This window comes from Chromobacterium sp. Rain0013 (genome assembly GCF_015291765.1).
Lineage (GTDB): Bacteria > Pseudomonadota > Gammaproteobacteria > Burkholderiales > Chromobacteriaceae > Chromobacterium > Chromobacterium haemolyticum.
Window position 1 is genome coordinate 1,529,638 of the sequence record NZ_CP031514.1, and the last position, 19,711, is coordinate 1,549,348.

Annotated in this window: 17 protein-coding genes; 4 read left to right on the forward strand and 13 right to left on the reverse strand. The window is 63.6% G+C overall.

Annotated features, from left to right (window positions below; genetic code table 11):
- Positions 1 to 561 precede the first annotated feature (561 nt).
- Both DXT74_RS07240 and DXT74_RS07245 read left to right on the forward strand, forming a co-directional pair.
- The gene (locus tag DXT74_RS07240) at positions 562 to 1,062 is read left to right on the forward strand and encodes a molybdopterin-dependent oxidoreductase (RefSeq protein WP_043640035.1); all 501 of its coding nucleotides are present in this window, start codon (positions 562 to 564) and stop codon (positions 1,060 to 1,062) included.
- A gap of 32 nt (positions 1,063 to 1,094) precedes the next feature.
- On the forward strand, positions 1,095 to 2,849 hold the full coding sequence (locus DXT74_RS07245; RefSeq protein ID WP_194427636.1) for a HAMP domain-containing sensor histidine kinase: 1,755 nt from the start codon (positions 1,095 to 1,097) through the stop codon (positions 2,847 to 2,849).
- On the opposite strand, the gene selB is transcribed toward DXT74_RS07245, so the two are convergent.
- Both selB and DXT74_RS07255 read right to left on the reverse strand, forming a co-directional pair.
- Positions 2,846 to 4,729: a selenocysteine-specific translation elongation factor gene (selB, locus tag DXT74_RS07250; protein WP_194427637.1), complete on the reverse strand. Its 1,884-nt coding sequence runs from the start codon at positions 4,727 to 4,729 to the stop codon at positions 2,846 to 2,848. The genes DXT74_RS07245 and selB overlap by 4 nt on opposite strands.
- 70 nt (positions 4,730 to 4,799) lie before the next feature.
- Positions 4,800 to 5,729 (reverse strand): cation diffusion facilitator family transporter, encoded by a 930-nt coding sequence (locus DXT74_RS07255; RefSeq protein ID WP_194427638.1) that lies wholly within the window; start codon positions 5,727 to 5,729, stop codon positions 4,800 to 4,802.
- A gap of 166 nt (positions 5,730 to 5,895) precedes the next feature.
- Between DXT74_RS07255 and DXT74_RS07260 the strand changes: the two genes are divergently transcribed.
- Entirely contained in the window at positions 5,896 to 6,228 is a 333-nt protein-coding gene (locus DXT74_RS07260; RefSeq protein WP_194427639.1) for a GlpM family protein, read from the forward strand.
- Here DXT74_RS07260 and selA read toward each other — a convergent pair.
- The gene (selA, locus tag DXT74_RS07265) at positions 6,211 to 7,617 is read right to left on the reverse strand and encodes an L-seryl-tRNA(Sec) selenium transferase (RefSeq protein ID WP_194427640.1); all 1,407 of its coding nucleotides are present in this window, start codon (positions 7,615 to 7,617) and stop codon (positions 6,211 to 6,213) included. The two genes, DXT74_RS07260 and selA, sit on opposite strands and share 18 nt — an antisense overlap.
- A gap of 79 nt (positions 7,618 to 7,696) precedes the next feature.
- Between selA and DXT74_RS07270 the strand changes: the two genes are divergently transcribed.
- Positions 7,697 to 8,686: a serine/threonine protein kinase gene (locus DXT74_RS07270; RefSeq protein ID WP_194427641.1), complete on the forward strand. Its 990-nt coding sequence runs from the start codon at positions 7,697 to 7,699 to the stop codon at positions 8,684 to 8,686.
- 167 nt (positions 8,687 to 8,853) lie between these two features.
- On the opposite strand, the gene DXT74_RS07275 is transcribed toward DXT74_RS07270, so the two are convergent.
- The 10 genes from DXT74_RS07275 to DXT74_RS07320 all read right to left on the reverse strand — a co-directional run bounded on the left by DXT74_RS07275 (position 8,854) and on the right by DXT74_RS07320 (position 19,606).
- On the reverse strand, positions 8,854 to 10,056 hold the full coding sequence (locus DXT74_RS07275; RefSeq protein WP_043640049.1) for an EAL domain-containing protein: 1,203 nt from the start codon (positions 10,054 to 10,056) through the stop codon (positions 8,854 to 8,856).
- A gap of 13 nt (positions 10,057 to 10,069) precedes the next feature.
- Complete coding sequence (locus DXT74_RS07280; RefSeq protein WP_043591196.1) at positions 10,070 to 11,173, reverse strand: chemotaxis response regulator protein-glutamate methylesterase; 1,104 nt, start codon at positions 11,171 to 11,173, stop codon at positions 10,070 to 10,072.
- Complete coding sequence (locus tag DXT74_RS07285; RefSeq protein WP_043591400.1) at positions 11,170 to 11,694, reverse strand: chemotaxis protein CheD; 525 nt, start codon at positions 11,692 to 11,694, stop codon at positions 11,170 to 11,172. Before DXT74_RS07285 ends, DXT74_RS07280 begins: the two co-directional genes overlap by 4 nt.
- Positions 11,695 to 11,769: 75 nt before the next feature.
- Positions 11,770 to 13,350 carry a methyl-accepting chemotaxis protein gene (locus DXT74_RS07290; RefSeq protein ID WP_194427642.1) on the reverse strand — a complete coding sequence of 527 codons (1,581 nt, stop codon included), beginning with the start codon at positions 13,348 to 13,350 and terminating at the stop codon, positions 11,770 to 11,772.
- Positions 13,351 to 13,356: 6 nt separating this feature from the next.
- Positions 13,357 to 13,917 (reverse strand): chemotaxis protein CheW, encoded by a 561-nt coding sequence (locus tag DXT74_RS07295; protein ID WP_019103017.1) that lies wholly within the window; start codon positions 13,915 to 13,917, stop codon positions 13,357 to 13,359.
- Positions 13,918 to 13,930: 13 nt separating this feature from the next.
- The gene (locus tag DXT74_RS07300; RefSeq protein WP_194427643.1) at positions 13,931 to 15,568 is read right to left on the reverse strand and encodes a methyl-accepting chemotaxis protein; all 1,638 of its coding nucleotides are present in this window, start codon (positions 15,566 to 15,568) and stop codon (positions 13,931 to 13,933) included.
- Complete coding sequence (locus DXT74_RS07305; protein WP_194427644.1) at positions 15,565 to 17,859, reverse strand: chemotaxis protein CheA; 2,295 nt, start codon at positions 17,857 to 17,859, stop codon at positions 15,565 to 15,567. The genes DXT74_RS07300 and DXT74_RS07305 overlap by 4 nt, the downstream gene beginning before the upstream one ends.
- Positions 17,849 to 18,199 carry a lipid asymmetry maintenance protein MlaB gene (locus DXT74_RS07310; protein WP_081554769.1) on the reverse strand — a complete coding sequence of 117 codons (351 nt, stop codon included), beginning with the start codon at positions 18,197 to 18,199 and terminating at the stop codon, positions 17,849 to 17,851. The genes DXT74_RS07305 and DXT74_RS07310 overlap by 11 nt, the downstream gene beginning before the upstream one ends.
- Positions 18,200 to 18,212: 13 nt before the next feature.
- Positions 18,213 to 18,581 carry a response regulator gene (locus DXT74_RS07315; RefSeq protein ID WP_019103013.1) on the reverse strand — a complete coding sequence of 123 codons (369 nt, stop codon included), beginning with the start codon at positions 18,579 to 18,581 and terminating at the stop codon, positions 18,213 to 18,215.
- Between the two features lie 17 nt (positions 18,582 to 18,598).
- On the reverse strand, positions 18,599 to 19,606 hold the full coding sequence (locus DXT74_RS07320) for a hypothetical protein (RefSeq protein ID WP_081554770.1): 1,008 nt from the start codon (positions 19,604 to 19,606) through the stop codon (positions 18,599 to 18,601).
- Positions 19,607 to 19,711 lie beyond the last annotated feature (105 nt).

Consider the following 19,711-nt stretch of genomic DNA (forward strand, 5'->3'; position numbering starts at 1 on the left):
TGCGAACGGACTGTTGGCCCGTTGGCGTCAAGCCGACGCCAGCGGGCATTATATCGCGGAATCGCGATAAGCCAATTTTATGCCTTATAAATAAAATGAATTTCTAGACAGAGCCTCATGCCATTAGAATGGATGGCCCGCTGCAATGCGCCGGAAGAGCGCGCGGGTCATTCCGTCTACTGAGAATAAAGGAAATCAGCATGAAGCACCTTCTGTCTTTGTTTACCCAGCTTTGCCATGTCGCGGGACGTCCGGGGCTGCGCCGCGGCAAATGAGCCTATCGCCGGCGAGGCTGGCGGAGCGAAGCGAAAGCGGCCCTTCAGGGCCGCTTTCGCATTGAGCGCCGCGAGCGACGGCTACTGTCCCATGGTACTGGTCCGGATAGGGGCGGATGGTTTTTTGTCGGGCAGCTTGATATATTGGCCAGAAATATTTTAATGGCATTTTTGTTCTAATTAGATTTAATTGTTTTGCTTGTGAAATCAAAGTTCAAATGTCATGAGCCCGGCGCCGGAAGACGTCGGACGACGGGCACGGGATGAGCAGGGTTGGGAGCGTGGCATGGGGAAGAGCTGGAAGGCGGTCTTGGGTGGAATGGCGCTGGCGTGTTGCATGGCCGCGCTGCATGCCGAACCGGGGCCAGTGGTGTTGACGGTGTCGGGCAAGATCAGCCAGTTCACTAATAAAGAAAAGAATGTGTACGAGTTCCGCGAGCAGGATTTGCAGAACTTCAAGCAGCATTCGGTGGTGACCAAGACCAGCTGGACGCCGCAATCGGTGTTCAGCGGACCGCTGATGCGGGACATCCTGGCCAAGGTGGGCGCCAGCGGCCAGAAAGTGAAACTGCGCGCGCTGAACGACTACGTGTACTGGATAGACCGCCGCGAATTCTACGACTTCGACGTCGTGCTGGCGCGCTCGGTCAACAACAAGCCTTTGGACATCACCAACCGCGGGCCGCTTTGGCTGATGTATCCACTGGACCAAATGCCGGAGGATAAGAAAGGGCCGGTGATGGACGCCAAACTGGTATGGCAGATCAATCGCCTGGTGGTGTTTTGATGCCGGCCGGTCAGGAGGGCTCGGGACGAGCGATGAACAAATCGATGCTGTCCGGCTGGAAGGGGATTCCGGCGCTGGCCTTGCTTGGCTTTTTGTTGCTCGCCATCGGCGTTTACATGGCGATCGAGCGTTATGTGCCGGCGCGCAGCTTTGAGGGGCGCAGCGAAGATTTGTACTGGTCGGTGGCGCAGATGCAGCTTGAGCTTGAGAAAGCCCGCGCGGACCTGTTGAGGTTGAAGGCGGGGGAAGTCCCCGAGTCGCAAGTGCAATTTCGCTTGGCGGTGGCCAACAGCCGTTTCCTCGATTTCGTCACTCCATCCAAGATGCAGGAGATGCTGAGCCGCGTGGACGGCTTCAAGGGCACCGCCAGCCTGCTGCAGGATTTCTTCGAAGACGAGAATATTCTGCATCCCAGCCTAAGGACCGCGCAGCAGAATATAGACCGCATCGACAGCATCAGGCCTTCGCTGGCGGAGTTCGCGGTTCAGGCGCGCGTGGCCGAGGTGTCGTCCCGCGACGCGCGCAATAAGGATTTGCGGCACAACCAGCAGTTGGTCGCTTCGCTGTGGTTCGCGCTGGGCGGCATTTGCATGGTGATTTTCGTGCTCTTGTACCGCTATCAGGGCGCGCGCCGCGACGCCGCCGCCCGTCAGCAACTATTGGAACAAGAGCGTGAGGCGCATAAGGCCACGGTGAACGCGGAACTGGACCGCACCACCTTCCTCGCCACGCTGAGCCACGAGATCCGCTCGCCGCTGCAGACCATGCAGGTATGCGTGGAGCTGATCGAGCCCGACATTGATCCGGCAGGAAAGGCGGCGAAGGCGGTGGGGCGCTTGAAAACCTGCATGGCGCATCTTATGACCCAGGTGCGGGACATCATGGACATCTCCGCGATCAAAAACATGCAGTTCCGCTTGCATATCAGCGATGTCGATGTGGCGGCGGCGCTGAACGAGGTGATCGACGTGCATCGCGCTCAGCTGGATGGCAAGGGCCTGGGCCTGCATGTGCGGCTGGGCGAGTTGCCGCCGAAGGTGAGGTTGGACGGAGACCGTTTACGGCAGATAGTCGGGAATCTGCTGACCAACGCCATTCGTTACACGGATCACGGGACGGTTACTGTTGAGGCCGGTGTGGACGCCGCCGATGGCCGCAATATTTTGGATATACGGGTGATAGATACCGGCATCGGCGTGCCTGAGGAGTTTCAATCTCGCATTTTCCAGCCGTTTTTCCAGGGGCATGCGCGTCGAGTGGGCAGCAGCGGGCTGGGTTTGGCGGTGGTCAAGGAGCTGGTGTCGCTGCTGGGCGGCGAGTTGGAGCTGAAGAGCGTGGTAGGCGTCGGCTCCGAATTCATCGTCCGTTTGCCGATTGTGGTGCCCGACCAACTGCCGGGGCCGGAGCGCTCGGTGTTGGTGGTGGACGACGACAAGAATATCCGAGAGCCATTTTCAGATTGTCTGCAGATGAACGGTTACGCGGTGTCCACCGCCAGCTCTGTGGCGGAAGCTTGTCAAAAGCTGCAGCAGGCGAGCTTCAACGTGGTGTTGTTGGACATGCAGCTGGGTAATGAGAGCGGTTATTCAGTGGCGGAAGCGCTGAAGCGCAGCGTGCGCCACCGTGGCGTGAAAATCATCGCGATGACGGCGTATCCGGAAGAGTACGCCGACCCGCGCGCCGCTTGGTTCGCCGCGCGTCTGGAGAAGCCGTTTGATATCAGCCGGCTGCGCGCGGTGCTGGGCCGGGCCTTGGAGTCGCCGCCAGGCCCCGGGCATGCCGGCTAGTCGAACAGCCGGGCTTCGCGCAGAAGGTGTTTGTCGCCCAAGCGACGGGTAAAACCGCAGCGGTCGAAGTATTCCAGGATCTGAATCGCCAGCTTGCGGCCGCAGCCCAACTGATCGCGGAAGTTGGCGGCGTCGGCGTAGCCGACGTCTTGGTTCAGGTTTCGAACGATGGCCGCCATGCCGCGTATGGTCGCGCTGGAGCAATAGCGGTCCCGCACCACGGCGTGGACATGACCCAGTCGTGCGGCTTTGCGCAGCAAGGCGCGCGCCTGTTCTTCTTCCAAGCCGGCAGCCGTTGCCAGATCCCGTACCCAGTGCGCTTGGTTCTCCTCGGCGAAAGCCGGTTCCAATCGCCGCCACTGCGCGGTCTCTTCTGGGCTGAAAGCCAGCACGTGCTCGGGCAGGTGCAGCCAGCCGCGGGTGTTGGCCAGCCTCCCTTCCGCCAGCAACTGATCAATCATCAAGTTGACGGCCGCCTCGCTTTCCTGCGGCAGCGCCAGCCGGCGCGCGCGGCCGCGGCTGGCGCCCAGTTGATCCGGTTGCTGAAGATGCAGGACCGCCAGCCGTTGCAGCAGTTGTTCTAGCAAACTTGCCCAGTGTTCCGGCGCATAAGCATGTTGGCCGGCGATGCGTAGCGGCGCGGCGCGCAGCAGTTCCGCCAGGCCGGTTTCGTTTAATTGCCGGTCCCAGGCCAGATCGGGCAGGGAAACCGCTTGCCGGCTGAGGCGGAGCCGCAGATTCTCGATATCCTCCATTCCCGCCGCGGCCAGGGCGCGCAGATAGGTCAGCCGTTCGTCGTGTCGCTTGCCGCGGGTGGGCGGTTGCCGCTCCAACACCGTGGCGCAGGCCAGCGTGTGCTGCGCGCCGGCGTCTCGCAGGATTATCCGGTCGCCGTCGGCCAGGTGGAGCGGACGGTCCAGGCTCAGTTCCGCCAACCCCTCGTCGCCGGAATGGAGCTGCGAGCGTTCCAGTAGCGCCACCCGGCCGGTGCAGTGGCTGGCCGCGTGATGGATATGTACGGCCTGCCAATGGCGCAGCGCGGTGTGAAGCCCCGGAGCCAGGCGCAAGCGGACGCTGACGCGGGTGCTCGGTGCCGGGGCCGCTTGCGCCAGCAGCCAGTCGCCGCGCTGAATCTGTTGTTTTTCGATGTCGCCTGCCAGGTTGAGCGCGATGCGCTGCCCCGCCTGGCCTTGCCGCGCCGGCTGGTTTTGCACGTGCAGGCCGCGTACGCGGACTGGAACGTCCTTGCCGCTCAGCCATAGCGTGTCGCCCATGCTGACGCGGCCGCCCCAAGCCGTGCCGGTTACCACAAGGCCGGCGCCGCCTATGGTGAAGGCGCGGTCTATCGCCAGACGGAAGCGCCGTTCCGTTCCCGTCGCGTCGCCGCGCTGTTGCAGCAGTTGCCGCCGTAAATCATCGACGCCGACGCCGGTGCGCGCGGAAACCGGGAGCAGCGCTGTCGCTTGCAGGCCGTGCTCCGTCAGCGTCTGTCGCGCTTCGCTCATGACGCGTTCCAGTGCTTCCGGGCCGACCAGATCGCTTTTGCTGACGGCCACGGTCAGGCTGTCCAGCTGCAGCAATTGCAGAATGGCGAGGTGTTCGCGGGTTTGCGGCATCACGCCGTCGTCGGCGGCGATGACCAGCAGCGCGTGGCGCACGCCGCCAACCCCGGCCAGCATATTGCCGAGGAAGCGTTCATGGCCGGGCACGTCGATGAAACCGATCGCGCCGCCGTCCGGCGTGGGCAAATAGGCATAGCCCAGATCTATGGTCATGCCGCGTTTTTTTTCTTCCGGCAGACGGTCGGCGTCGGTGCCGGTCAGGGCGTGCAGCAGGGCGGTTTTGCCGTGGTCTACGTGTCCGGCGGTGGCGATAATCATGGCGGGCGAAGCTGAAGGGGTAAAAGGCCAAGTATCGCCAGAAACGGCGGGCTTGGCCATGGGGCCGCGCTCAGCTAGTGGGCGCGGCGTCCGGAAGGTAGTGCTCGACGGGATCGATATGGATCAGCACGTCCAGCACCGGGTGCCGTTCCAGCACATGGTGGCGCGCGGCTTCTGAGATGGCGTGAGCCTGCTCCACGCTGATTGAGCCGTCTACTTCCAAATGCACATCCACTTGGATCAGATCGCCCATCTTGCGAGTGCGCAGGTCATGAACGCCGTGGATGCCGGGGGTGGCCAGCAGGGTTTCGCGGATGGCGGCGACGGCCTCGTCGTCGGCGGCGCGGTCCATCAGGTCATGCATCGCATCCCAGCCGAAGCGCCAGCCCATGCGGGCGACCAGCAGCCCCACCAGCAGCGCGGCCACCGGGTCCAGCAGCGGGTAGCCCATCAGGTTGCCGATAATGCCCAGCGCCACCACGAGGGAGGAGGCCGCGTCGGAGCGCGCGTGCCAGGCATTGGCCACCAGCATGCTGGAGCGCACGCGTTTAGCCACCGCCAGCATGTAGCGGAATAGCGCCTCTTTGACCACCAGGGCCAGCAGCGCCACCCACAAGGCGACGACATGGACGGTGGGGATGGAGGCGGGGTCGTGGAATTTAGCGGCGGCGCTGTACAGCATGCCCAGGCCGACGCCCAGCAACAGCAGGCCCAGAACCAGCGAGGCGGCGTTCTCGTAGCGGTGGTGGCCGTAGTGGTGATCGTTGTCCGGCGCTTTGTGGCTGTGTTTGCCGGCCAGCAAGACGACGAAGTCGGCGATCAGGTCGGACAGCGAGTGCAGGCCGTCGGCGATCAAGGCGGAGGAGTGCGCCAGGGCGCCCACCACGATCTGGGTGGTGGAGAGAATCAGATTGACCGCGACGCTGACGAGCGTGCTGATGCGGCCGGCGCGGCGTTTTTCTACGCTGTCGCCGTCGATGGCGTGATGAGTGTGGGCCATGGCAGTGCAGTCCGGCAGTGGGTGGGATATCGCTATTATCGCATATTGGCTATTAATTTTAAAAAATTGATTGTTTTTATTAATGAGAATGAGAACAAGAATGAACCTCAGCCGTTGGCTGGACGGCTTGTGACACAATCGTGGTTTTCCGCGGGCGGGTAAGGAAATGGCTTTATTGTTGAAAAGCGCCTTGGGCGCGCTGGCGGTCTTGTTGATCAGCGTGTTGGCCAGGTCCAGAAATTACTATATCGCCGGCCTGGTGCCGCTGTTTCCCACCTTCGCGCTGATCGCGCATTATATTGTGGGCAGCGAGCGCGGCGTGGCCGAGCTGAAAACCACCTTGCTGTTCGGCATGGCTTCGCTGCTGCCTTATTTTATTTATTTGTTGGCTTTGTATTGGCTGGTCGACCGTTGGCGCTTGGGCGCGGCCTTGCTGGGCGCGGCGGCATGCTGGGCCATGGCCGCCGGCGTTTTGGTGTGGCTATGGACGCGCCAATGAGCCCAGGTTGTCGATAAAGCCGGTTTCATCCTCCAGGCAGCGCAGGTCCAGCCATAACCGGCCGTCGGCCAAGCGGCCGATCACCGGCCGCGGCAGCGCGCGCAGCGCTTCGGCCAGCCGTTCCAGCGTGCCGCCTCGGCCGTCGGCGGGCGAAACCGCCAGCGCCCAGCTGGGCAAGCGGTCCACCGGTAGCGAGCCGCTGCCGATCTGGGACAGGCAGGCGGCGTCCTCTACCAGATAGTCCGTTCCCAGAGCGGCGGCCAGCGGGGCGCGCAGGCGCTCGGCGCTGGCGCGCATCGTTGTTTGCGGGCGGGTCAGCAGGCGTAGCGTCGGCAGGGTTTCGGGCAGCCGGTCCGGTTCCAGATATAGCCGCAGCGTGGCTTCCAACGCCGCGAGCGTCATTTTGTCGCAGCGCAGCGCGCGTTTGAGCGGGTGTTGCTGAATCTTGTCTATCCATTCGCGCTTGCCGATGATCAGGCCGGCCTGCGGCCCGCCCAGCAGCTTGTCGCCGGAGAAGCTGACCAAGTCTACGCCGGCGGCGATCATCTGCTGCGGCATCGGCTCGTGAGGCAGGCCGTGGGCGGCCAGGTCGATCAGCGCGCCGGAGCCCAGGTCGGTGGCCACCGGCAGGCCGCGTTCGCGCGCCAGTTCGGCCAGTTCCGCCTCCGCCACGCTGCTGGCGAAGCCCTGAATCGCGTAATTGCTGGTGTGGACCTTGAGCAGGAGGCCGGTTTCCGCCGTGATCGCGTTGCGATAGTCCTTCAGGTGAGTGCGGTTGGTAGCGCCCACTTCCACCAGCCGGCAGCCGGCCTGGCGCATCACGTCCGGCATGCGGAAGGCGCCGCCGATCTCCACCATCTCGCCGCGGGACAGAATGACCTCGCGGCCGGCGGCCACGGTGGACAGCATGATGAGCACCGCCGCCGCGTTATTGTTGACCACGCAGGCGGCTTCAGCGCTGGTGAGTTCGCGCAATAGTTCGCTGACCGCCTGGTCGCGGTGGCCGCGGCCGGCGCCTTGCAGGTCGAATTCCAGCGTGGCGGCTTCGCGCATCGCCGCGGTCACCGCGCCCACCGCGGCCTCGGCCATCGGCGCGCGGCCCAAATTGGTGTGCAAGACGGTGCCGGACAGGTTGAACACCGGGCGCATCCGCATGCGCTGGCGCTCGGCGACGCGGTCGCCTACCGCGGCGGCCAGGCTGTCGTCGCTGGCGGCCCAGGGCGGCAGCGCGTGCTGTTCGCGTATGGTCCGGCGCGCCTGCTCCAGCGTCTGGCGCACGGCTTCGGCCAGCGCGGCGTTGCCGTGGCGGCCCAGCAGGCGGGACAGACGGTCGTGGCTCAGCAGGCGGTCTACGGAGGGCAGGCGGGTATACAGGTTTTTCAGATCCATGGGGGCTTCCGGCGCGACGTCAGATTCCTTCATTTTACCCGCTTACGCTTGAGAGCTGCCGGCTGCGTATAATGCCCGGATGCAGACACATCAAACGCCTCCCTTCGCCGGTCTCACGCCGGACGCCATTCTCGACGCAGTGGACAGCCTGGGCCTTTTCAGCTCCGGCAGCTTGCTGGCGCTGAACAGCTATGAGAACCGGGTTTATCAGATCGGCATCGACGACGCCGCGCCGCTGGTGGCCAAGTTTTACCGGCCGGAGCGCTGGAGCGACGAGCAGATACTGGAGGAGCACGCGTTTTCGCTGGAGCTGGCGGAACGCGAGATCCCGGTGGTGCCGCCGTTGGCTTTCAACGGCGCGACGCTGCACCATCACGGCGGTTTCCGCTTCGCCTTGTTTCCTCGCCGCGGAGGCCGGGTGCCTGAGCTGGGCGACGCGCGAACCTTGGAGTGGATCGGCCGTTTCCTTGGGCGCATTCACGCCTTGGGCCGAGTGGAGGGCTACGCGAGGCGGCCGGCGCTGGACCCGGACAGTTTTGGCCGCGAGCCGGCGGAATACCTGTTGCGGCACGCGGACTTGCCGCCGGAATTGCGCGAGGTGTTTCGCGGCGTGCTGGAGCAAGCCTTGGCCGGCGTCGAGCGCGCTTACCAGCGAGCAGGCGCGGTAAGCACGCTGCGGCTGCACGGCGATTGCCATGTCGGGAATATGCTGTGGACCGACGACGGCCCGCATTTTGTCGATTTTGACGACAGCCGCATGGGGCCGGCGGTACAGGATTTGTGGATGTTGCTGTCCGGCAGCCGCGAGGAGCAATCGGCGCAGTTGGCCGAGGTGCTGGCCGGCTACGAGGACTTCTGCGAGTTCGACCTGCGCGAACTGCATCTGCTGGAGGCCTTGCGCACCCTGCGTCTCATCCATTACAGCGCCTGGCTGGCTCGGCGTTGGCACGATCCGGCCTTTCCGGTCGCCTTCCCCTGGTTCAACAGCCAGCGTTATTGGGAGGAGCAGATTCTGACCTTGCGCGAGCAGATTGCGCTGTTGGACGAGCCGCCGTTGTGGTCGGTGTAAGCGCGATTTTACGATCTTGCGAACCAGAGCGAGACAAGGCGAAAACGAGCGAAAAAGCGGAGTGTACGAGGGGTACATGAGCATTTTGAGTTTGTACTCGCCGTGCAAGGCTCCACGAAGCGCGGCAGACTTTGAACAGGCTCTAAGCGCCGGTTCAAAGTCCGGGGTCAGCCGGTGCTGGCCTCCTTATGCTGCTGCATTCTTTCCTTGACCCAGCTTTCAAAGTGGGGCGCGTCCATCGGCTTGGCGATGAAATAGCCCTGGCCCATCAAGCAGCCGCGGTTGCCCATGAAGTCCAGGTCGGTGGTGGTTTCTATGCCCTCGGCCACGGTAGTCAGTTGCATGCGTTGGGCCAGTTCGATCACGCTGTTGAGCACGGCTTCCAGGTGCGGCTTGGTGGACACCGAGGTGACCAGCGATTGATCGATTTTCAGTTCGGTGAACGGGAAGCGGGTCAGTTGCTGCAAGGTGGCGAAGCCGGTGCCGAAGTCGTCGATGGACAGACCCAGGCCGCCCAGCCGCAGCCGGGCGGCGATGCCGATGGCCTCGGCCAGGTTGTCGGCGATCGCGGTCTCGGTCACTTCGAAGATGATGAAGCGAGGCGGCACATGGGTGCTAAGCAGCCGCTGCTCGATTTGCTGTGTCAGGTCGTCTCCCTTCAGCGACAGCGCCGACAGGTTGACCGATAGCGGCAGCCGCAGCCCGCGACGCGCCCATTCCTGCCATTGCTTCAGGCCTTGGTCCAGCATGCTGAGCGTCAGTTCGGTGGCCCAGCCGCTGGCTTCCACCACCGGGATGAAGCGGGCGGGCGAGACGATGCCGAGCTCCGGGTGCTGCCAGCGCGCCAGCATTTCCGCGCCTTTGAGCAAGCCGCCGTTGAGGGTGACCTTGGGCTGGTAGTAGGGAATGATCTCGCCCTTGTCCAGGGCCTCGCGCACCTCTACCTCGCTGAACAGTTCGGCATGGTGTTCGTCGCTGCCCTTGGGCGTCCAGACCCGTTTGAGCAGGTCCAGCAACTCGGGCTGGCGCAGCGGCTTCTTTAAGCCGCCTAGCACCGGTAGTCCAAGCTCCCGCCCCATCAGCTCCACGGTGGAGATCAACAGATAGTCTTTGCTGGAAGTGACCACCAGCGGCGCGGTCAGCCCCTCTTTGGCCATGTGTTGCATCACTTGCACGCCGTCCAGTTTGGGCATTTCCAAATCCAGCAGGATCAGGCTGGGCAGTTGCTCGCGCATCCGCTCCAGACCTTCCTCGCCGTTGGCGGCCTGGCGGATCTGCTGCGCGCCCAGGCCTTGGCAGATCTCGCAGCCGTGCTGGCGTTGCAAGGTGCTGTCGTCAATGATCAGGACGTCCTGGATATCCAGTTGCATGGTGTTTCCTCGTTCAGCGGCAAATCGCCTTGGCGATGGTGTCCAGCGACATCACTTCGTCGGCCGCGCCCAGGCGGATCGCTTCCTTGGGCATGCCGAACACGACACAGCTTTCCTCGTCTTGGGCGATGGTCTTGGCGCCGCAGTCGTGCATTTCCTTCAAGCCCTTGGCGCCGTCGTCTCCCATGCCGGTCATGATGATGCCCAGCGCGTTTTTGCCGGCGAACTTGGCGGCGGAGCGGAACAGCACATCCACCGACGGCTTGTGGCGGCTGACCAGCGGTCCATCCACCACTTCCACCAGATAGAAGGCGCCGCTGCGTTTGATCATCATGTGCTTGCCGCCGGGGGCGATCAGCGCGCGGCCCGGCAGGATGCGGTCGCCGTTGCTGGCTTCCTTGACTTCGATCTGGGACAGGCTGTCCAGCCGCTCGGCGAAAGAGCGGGTGAATTTTTCCGGCATGTGCTGGACGATGGCGAGGCCGGGGCAGGTGCGCGGCAAAGCGGTGAGGACGGTTTCCAAGGCCTGGGTGCCGCCAGTGGAGGTGCCCACGGCAATGATGCGTTCCGTGGTGGCGAACATATTGCCGCCGGTGGGCGCGGACAGGATGGCGTCGGCGGACAGCTTGGGCCGGGTTTCCAGCGGGTTGGGTGTTGGCGCCGGGCCGCCAGAGGGCGCTCCGCCGCCGGCGGAGGGCATCACCCGCACTCGGTTCATTCGGGCGGCGGCGGCGCTGCGCACCGCATGCACCAGTTGGCTGGCGCTCTCTTCGAGAAAGCCCTTGACCCCGGCCATGGGTTTGGCGATTACCTCCACCGCGCCGGCGGCCATCGCCTGCATGCTGATGTCGGTGCCTTTTTGCGTCAGCGACGAGCAGATCACCACCGGCGTCGGCCGGCTGGCCATCAACTGCTTGAGAAAGGTAATGCCGTCCATGCGCGGCATCTCGATGTCCAGCACGATGACGTCCGGCCATTGCTGTTTCATTTTTTCCATCGCGGCGATGGGGTCGGTGGCCACATCCATCACCGTCATGCCGGTTGCCTGGCTGAAAACCTGGCTCAGCACTTGGCGAACCACTGCAGAGTCGTCCACGATCAGCACTTTGATAGTCATGCCCGAGTCCTTGCCTTATGGTGTGCGGAGATCTTGCTCATGTCCGCGTCTTGCGTTTGTTTTACCCACACATCGCCCGTTGCCAGATCGAACATCACCAACCGCGGGCTGTTGCCGCCCAAATCCTCCGCATGCACGGATAGCCCGAGTTGTTTCACCAACTGGTAGGCCATGTCGATATTGCGCGACGGCACGTCGTGCGGCTGATCGCGTTCGATGCCGGCCAGCACCGCGGCTCCACCCACCAGCTTGGCGTGGAATTCCTGCAAGGGCAGTCCGGAGTTCAGCACCTCGTGCAGCATCAACAGCATGGCTTCGTCGCCGTAGCGGCCCGACAATGTCGATGCCCTGCGGTCGGTGCGCCGAGCCAGCAGGTAGTGGCACATCCCTCCGATTTTGGCTTTGGGATGCCACAGCGTGATCGAGACGCAGGAACCTAGCAGCGTGCGGACCTTGTGGTGCTTGTCGCCGAAGTACCAATCGCCGGGATGAAGGAAAATATCGACGTCTTGTTTTGTCATTACCAGGGCCTTTGTGCCGAAGGTGGCCAAGCGACCGGTTCATTCGTTTTAATGTAGATCAGTTGCCGCGCCGTTTCAGGGTGGATTCGACGCGCTCTCCGTCTCCGCGCTTGTCTCCTGAATCAGAAAGTAAGCGATTTGCTGTTGCAGACGCGCCGCCTGTTTGTGCACTTCGGCGGCGGTGGCCGCCAGCGCTTCGCTGTTGGAGGTGTTGCGCTGGGACACCTCGCCCAGGTGCTCCATCGCGTCGCGGACTTGGGATATGCCGCGCGCCTCTTCCCGGCTGGCGGCGCTGATGCCGCCCACCAGTTCCGCGGTGGCCGCGCTGCGTTCCAGAATGCCGGACAGCGCGCGCGCGGCCTGACGCGCTTCATGGCGGCTGTGCCGGGCCAGTTCGCTGATTTCCCGGGCGGCGTGATGGCTGCGTTCGGCCAGCTTGCGCACGTCGCCGGCCACCACGGCGAAACCATGGCCGTGCCGGCCGGCGGTGGCGGCCTCTATGGCGGCGTTGAGCGCCAGCAAATTGGTTTGGTAGGCGATGTCTTCGACGGTTGCGATGCGCTCGGCAATCTGTTCCAGCGCGTTTTCCGCGGTCTGCACCGCTTGTTTGCCGTCAGCTACTTGGCGCGCGGCGTCGTGCGCGGCGGCGTTGGTCAGTTCGGCCTGAGCCAGGTTGCCTTGGCTGACGTCGTGCATTTGAGCGCAGGATTGGGCGGTGGCGCTCACGCTGAGCGCGGCGGCCCAGCTGTTTTGCGCCAGCGCCTCGGCGGTGGCTCGGATTTCGCGGGCGCTGTCGGCCAATTGGTCGGCGTTGTGACGCACGTCTTGGATGATGTCGCTCAGGTGGCGGCTGCTGTATTCCAAGGTGGAGTGCACGCTGCGGCGAGTTCCCGCGGGCAGCTTGCCGCCGCGCCATAGCCGGCCGGCGGCCATTTCGCGCATGCGCTCGGCCAGCTCGTCGGGCTCCGCGCCCAGGATGCGCCACAGGTTGCGGTGAATGGCCCAAGCCAGCAGCAGGCCGGCCAGCGCGCTGCCTCCGGCCAGCGTCAGCAACAGCGTTTTCAATTCCCGGCCGCGGCTCTCCGCTTGCAGGGCGGCTTGTTGCTGCAAGGCGTGGGTTTCTGTCCGCAGCTTCCGCAAGGCGGCGAGGAAATTGGGCGTAGCGTGGCCCAGGACTTTGCGCGCTTCGTATTTTTGGTTGGCGGCGGCCTGGCGCATCGCCTGGTCCAACTGGATGAAGGCCTCTATGCGGCGATTTTGCAGTTGCCGCAGGGCCTGTTGCAGGCTGGCCCGGCCCGGCGCTTGTTGCCGGGCGATGCCGTCGGCCAGGCGCTGCTCCAGCTCCAGGTAGCGGTTGCGCGCGCTCAAATAGCGTTCGCGCCAGGTGTCGATGTCGCGGCGGGAGGAGACGATGATCAGCGAGCGGTAGTCGATGCGCATTTCCTGGATCTGGACCTGCATGCGGTCGCTGAGCCGGGCGTGGCGGCCATAGACTTGGGTGATCTCCTCCAATTGAACGTGGAATTGCTCCAGGCCGTACAGCCCCGCGCCAATCAAGGCCAGCAGCAGAAACAGCAGCGCGCCGAAGCCCAGTTTCAACTGCCGGGAGACGGACAGAAAACTTGGGCCGGGCGCGGGGGCGAAGTGGGCCGGCATGGCCGCTCAGGCCTTTTCCGTTTGGGTTTCCGCTGCGGTTTCCTGCTGGCCCAGGCTGGAGATCAGGGCCATTTCATCGACCGACAGCACTTTGTTGACATTGAGCAGCACGATGAAGTGGCCGTCCAGCTTGGCCATGCCGGCAATGAAGTCGACGCGGATCTTGCTGCCGAACTGGGGCGGAGGCTCGATGTCTGCGTCGGGAATGGCCAGCACTTCGTGCACTGCGTCCACCAGAATGCCGATCAACTGCAGCTGGTCTTCTCCTTCAACCTCGATGATGACGACGCAGGTGCGGCGATTGATTTCGGTTTCGCCTCGGGCGAAGCGCAACGACAGGTCTATTACCGGCACCACCGAGCCGCGCAAATTCATCACGCCGCGAATGAAGGGCGGCATCAGCGGCACATGGGTGGGTTTCAAATATTCCAGGATTTCACGTATTGCCAGGATGCCGATGGCGAAGACGTCGCCGCCCAGCTGGAAGGTCAGGTATTGGCGTGCGTCGGTCTGCCCTTCGGCGGAGACGGCGTTGTCGTGTTTGCGCTGCAGATGGAGCGGTTTCATGGCGCTAGTCCGGTTAGAAACGGATGAAGTCGGACTCTTCCGCCAGCGGCGGGTGCAGCGGTTTGTGCTGCAGCACGGACTCGCGCCGCGCGCGCGGCGCGGGGTGGAAGGATTCGGCGGCGCCCAGCTTGAAGTAGCCCATCAGCTCGTGAAGATGTTCGGCCTGGTCGTTCATTTCCTCGGCGGTGGAGGCCAGTTCTTCGCTGGCGGACGCGTTCTGCTGCGTGGTCAGGCTCAGTTGCTGGATGGCGGAGTTGATCTGGCTGACGCCGCTGGCCTGTTCATTGGAGGCGGCGGCGATTTCCTGCACCAGATCGGCGGTGCGGCTGCTGGAGCGGACGATTTCCTCCAGGAACTGGCCGGCCTGCTCGGCCAGCTTGACGCTGCTGCCGGCCACGCCGCTGATTTCCTGAGCGGCGATCTGGCTGCGCTCGGCCAGCTTGCGCACTTCGGCGGCCACCACGGCGAAGCCCTTGCCGTGCTCGCCGGCGCGCGCGGCTTCGATGGCGGCGTTGAGCGCCAGCAGATTGGTTTGGTAGGCGATGTCGTCGACGATGCCGATCTTATCGGCGATCTGACGCATCGCCTCTACGGTGCGGCGTACCGCCTCGCCGCCCTCGGCCGCCTCGCGCGAGGCCTTGGTGGCGATGCTCTCGGTGACGCGGGCGTTGTCGTTGGTCTGGCTGATGGACGAGGACATCTCTTCCACGGAGGCCGATGTCTCCTCAATGCCGGCGGCCTGTTCGCTGGCGGCCTGGGACAGCGCCTGGGAGGTGGAGTTGATCTGCTGCGCGGCGCTGGACAGCGCCTCGGAGCCGCTCTTGACCTCGGCGATGATGTTGCGCATCCGTTCTATGGTGACGGCGATGGCGGCGCACAGGCTGCTTTGGTCTCCCTGCCGCAGCCGGATTTCCGCGTCCAGATTGCCGTCGGCCACCTGACGCATCACTTCGGACACGTAGTGCGGTTCGCCGCCCAGAGTGCGCAGCAGGTTGCGGGTGATCAGCGTGGCGAGGCCGGCGCTGATCAAGGTGGCCAGCAAGGACAGCGCTATCATCACCCAGTGGGCTTGCTGATAGCTGGCGTCGGCCTGATTGGCCAGTTGGTCGTTGAGTTTGTCTTCCAGGTCCGCCAGCGCGGTCAGTTGCTGGTTGAAGGCGATCATTTGCGGAGCGATCTCGTTCTGCATCAATTTCTTGGCCTCATCCAGGCGGCCCTGGTTGGCTAGATCCACCGCCTTGTCCACCAGGGCCAGCGTGGCGGGGCGCATATTCTGGATGCGGCTCATCTGCTCCAATTCTTGTGGGGTGTTGTTGCTGGCTTGCCGGAACACTTCGGCCAGCTTCTTTTCCCTGTCCGTATAGATGATTTTTGCCGCCTGATAGGCTTGCAGCGCGTTGTTGATGTCGGCAGGCCCCTCGGCCAGCATCACGTTGCGGTAGGCAATCCGGATGTCCTGATTGTCGCTGATCAATTGGCGCGCCAGCCGGCTTTCCGTGTTGTTGACCTGGGTGATGTCGCGCAGGGCGATATTGCTGACTTCCAGCCCGTACAGCGCTGCGCTGACGCAGATCAGCATCAGCGCGATGATCAGGCCGAAACCCAGCCCGAGCTTCTGCGCGATGGACATGCCGTGTTTGTATTGGCTCATTGGGCGCTCCTATCCGTTTTCGCCGCGGTGTTTGTCGTGCCAGCGTCCCATTCCCGGGCGGGAAGCAGCGCGTACCGCTCCGCCTCTTTTTGGGTGGCATGGTGGATCAGGGCGGGCACGTCGAGAATCAAGGCGACTTCGCCGGTGCCCAAGATGGTGGAGCCGCTGATGGCCTTGAGATGGCGGAACAGATTGCCCAGCGGCTTGATCACGGTCTGGAATTCGCCCAGCAGGGCATCCACCACCAGACCAGCCTTGCGATCGCCGTAGTGGACCACCACCACGTTGCGGCGTTTGGCCGCGACCGACGGCAAATCCAGGAAGCTGTCCAGGCGCAGCAGCGGCAGCAACTCGCCGCGCAGATTCAGGCAGTCGTGAACGCTGTCTTTGTCCAGGGCGGCGGGTAGTTCTATGCATTCGATCACCGCTTCCAGCGGTACCACGAAGGTGGCGGCGGCCACTTCCACCAGGAAGCCGTCGATGATGGCCAGCGTCAGCGGCAGCCGGATGCGGAAGGTGGTGCCGAGCCCGAGTTCTGATTCGATGTCTATGGTGCCGCGCAGCTGCTCTATGCTTTTTCTCACCACGTCCATGCCGACGCCTCGGCCGGAGATGTTGGTGACCTGGTCCGCGGTGGAGAAGCCTGCCTCGAAGATGAGCCGGAACACGTCCTGCTCCGGCAGCGCGGAATCGGCGGGAACCAGGCCGCGTTCCACCGCCTTGGCCAGGATGCGCTCTTGGTTGAGGCCGCCGCCGTCGTCGGCCACTTCGATCACGATGCTGCCGGACTCATGGTAGGCGTTGAGCCAGACATGCCCTTCCGCCGGCTTGCCGCTGGCGAGCCGGCGCTCCGTGGTTTCGATGCCGTGGTCTATGGCGTTGCGCACGATGTGCATCAGCGGGTCGCCCAGTTTTTCCACCATGGATTTGTCCAGCTCGGTTTCCGCGCCGGAGATGTGCAGCTGGATGTCCTTGCCCAGTTCGCGGGAGACATCGCGCGCCACGCGCGGGAAGCGGCTGAAGATTTCGCCGATCTGGATCATGCGCATGGACAGCGTACCGGCGCGGATCTGTTCGATCAGGTTGGCGATGGTTTGAGTGGCCTCCACCAGCGCGCTTTGCTGAGAACGGCGCGCCACCAGGTTGGCGGCGGCGCCGGCGATCACCAGTTCGCCTATCAGGTTGATCAGGCTGTCCAGCTTGCCAGCCTCCACCTTGATGAATTTGCTTTCAGCCTGCTTGCCGCTTTTGGCGTCTCCGGAGGTCTTGACGCCGGCGCGGGCTGCCGGGGCTTCCTGGGTCGCGTCGACGAGCAGAACAGGATCGAGGTCCGCGGTGGAATGTTCCTCCTGCGCCAATTCCACGACTTCCGCCTGCGGCGTTTCCACCTCCATCGCGAAGGACTCGTCGGGCGCGGCTTCCGGCTCGGTGGTCTCGGGTTCCAGGCCAAAGCGCAGCCATACCGCCTGCACCGCCTCGGCCTCCTCCGGCGCGGCGCTGGCCAGCGTCTGCGCTTGTTGTCGTGAAGTGGGCGGCCACGGCCAGATATGGACCTCGCTGTCTTCGCGGGCGAATTCGAAGACATCCAGCAGCGTCTGCTGTTCTTCCGGGCTGCGGTACAGCGCCTCCAGGCGCAGATAATTGGTTTCCGGATTGAAGGCGTCGCCGGCCGGCAGTTGGGTGGTGACGGCTTCGATCCGATCGATCTCGCCGATGGTGGCGAGATAGCGGATGAAGGAAGACGGGTCCATGCCGTTGCGCAACATGTCTGGGCCAAAGCGCAGCGACAGCAGCCACTGCTCCGGCTTTTGCGCGTCGGGCGCGGCCGGAGGTTCGGATGGGGCCGCTGCGGGCGGTGTTTCCGGGGGCAGGGTTGTTTCCGCCGCATCCTGAGCCGCGGCGCCGCCGGCCGCGCGGTTGTAGGCGATCAGCTCGTCCAGCAGTTCGGTGTCGGCGAAGCGCTCCAGGCTGTCCTTGGCCGCCAGCGCGGTGAGCATCTCCTTGACGTGGTCGTGGCAGCGCAGCAGCAGGCCGGTCAGCATATCGTCCAGCCGCAGGGCGCCGTCGCGCAGCAGGTCCAGCACGTTTTCCACCTCATGGGTGAAGCCGACGACGATGTCCAGACCAAACAGCCCGGCGGAACCCTTGATGGTGTGCATGGAGCGGAACAGGGCGTTCAGCTGTTCCGTGGTGGTGGAGTCGGCCTCCGCGTCCAGCAGGATGCTTTCCATCTCCCCCAGCAGATCGTTGGACTCTTCGAAGAAGGTTTGCAGCGCCAGTTCAAGATCCATGCGCGGCCTCTTCCAATGAGAGCTCGCCTTGTAGGCCGACGAGTCGTATGAAGTCCTGAGAGGCCGGGCTGGGGGCGATGAAGCGCAACGCGACACCCTTGCGCAGGCTTTCCCGGCGCAGCCACAGCAGCACCTGGGCGATGGCGCAGTCCAGTTCTCCGACACAGGACATATCCAGCTCGATGGCGGCGTGGCCGGCCAGGGCGGCGTGAAGCTGCTGATGCAGTTCCGCCGCCTGGTAAATGGTTTGTTCTCCGCTGAGCGTCAGTTGGAAAACGTCGGCGGACGGTGTGGCGGGCGCGCCGTCTTGGGCGTCTGATTTTTTGCGGGTGCGCGGCATGTCGGGCTCCCGTTCAGGGCAGGATCAATTTGGAAACGGCGGTTAACAGCACCGGCGGCTGAAATGGTTTGACCACCCAGGCTTTGGCGCCGGCGGCCTTGCCCTCCTGCTTCTTTTCCTCGGAGGATTCCGTGGTCAGCATGATGACCGGAGTGAATTTGTAATTGGGATGGACCTTGATATTGCGCAGCAAGGCGATGCCGTCCATCAGCGGCATGTTCACGTCGGAGACGATCAGATGGACTTTGCGTCCGTCCAGCACATCCAGCGCCTCCTGGCCGTTGCCGGCCTCCAGCACCTCATAGCCCGCGCCGGCAAGCGTCATGCGCACCACCTGTCGCAGGCTGGCCGAATCATCGACGATGAGTATGGTTTTGGCCATCGGAAGCGTTCCCCGGATCAAAAAAAGGTAATGTTGTTTTGGTTATTGCCCGATTCAGTCTTGTCGCTGCTGTGCAGGACGCGCTGCTCATGGGTGGTATAGCTGTTTTTCAAGGCCTCTAGCCAGGCTGCCGTGTCCGGCGGCGTCGGCCGCTGTTTGGTATCGATCAGCGCCTGGCTGAAGACGCTTTCCAGCCTGCGCATGTCGTTTTGCACTCCGCTGAGGATTTGATCGACCCTATCCTGGAATTGCAGTTGCACCAGGATGTCTTCAAGCGCCTGCTGCAAGGATTGAGACTGAGCGGCCTCTTCGTCCAGAACGGCTTCTTTATCTTGCGCGGCGGGGTCGGCGGGGTTTAGCAGCGTGTGCGGCCGCAGCGGCTCGTGCGCCATCTGCGCCAGGCTGCCCATTGCCTTGTCGATCTGGTTTTGCAAACGGGACAGCTGTTCCAGCGTGTCGCTGCCCAGTTGTTCGATGCTTTGCTCGCCGTCCAACTGGCGGCCGCTGATCAGGCTGCGCACCAGGTTTTGCAGGGTATTGGCCGATTGGCCCAAAGTGTGCAGATGGATGGCGAGGTCGGTTTGTTGTCGGGTGGCGTTTTGCAAGAGCTGCAGCATGTGCTTGAGCCGGCTTTCCGCCTGCGCCAGCGCCGCTTGGTCGGTGTGCTCGCCGGGTTTGGGCACCGCGCCGCCGACTTGACGCAAGATGCCGTCGAAGCGCAGGGTCAGCCGGTTGGCGGCGTCGTCCATTTGTTCCTTGCCCAAGGAGATGTGGCCGGCCCACAGCGGGAGCAAGGCGCAAACATGGCTGGCGAAGCCCTGCCAGTAGGCATCCGGGTTGGGCGTCTCTTCCGCGGCGTCGACCGGAGAGGGCCAGCTCAGCGCCAGCGCCAGTGCGATGGAGCTGAGCGCCAGCCCGGCCCAGAGCAGGGCATGCCCCCAAAACAGCCAGCACAAGACGCCGCCATTGATGGCCAGGCCCAGCAGCAGGCGGTTTCTTGGCGTCAGAGGCGGGAGCAGAGCCATGTCGATTAACCGGAATAGAAAAAAGTCATACCTTTTTTGTAGTTGTTGGTTTTTTCTTATGCAAACGGCCGGAGCGGCCAAGCCGCTTGCCTAGGCAATAAAAAA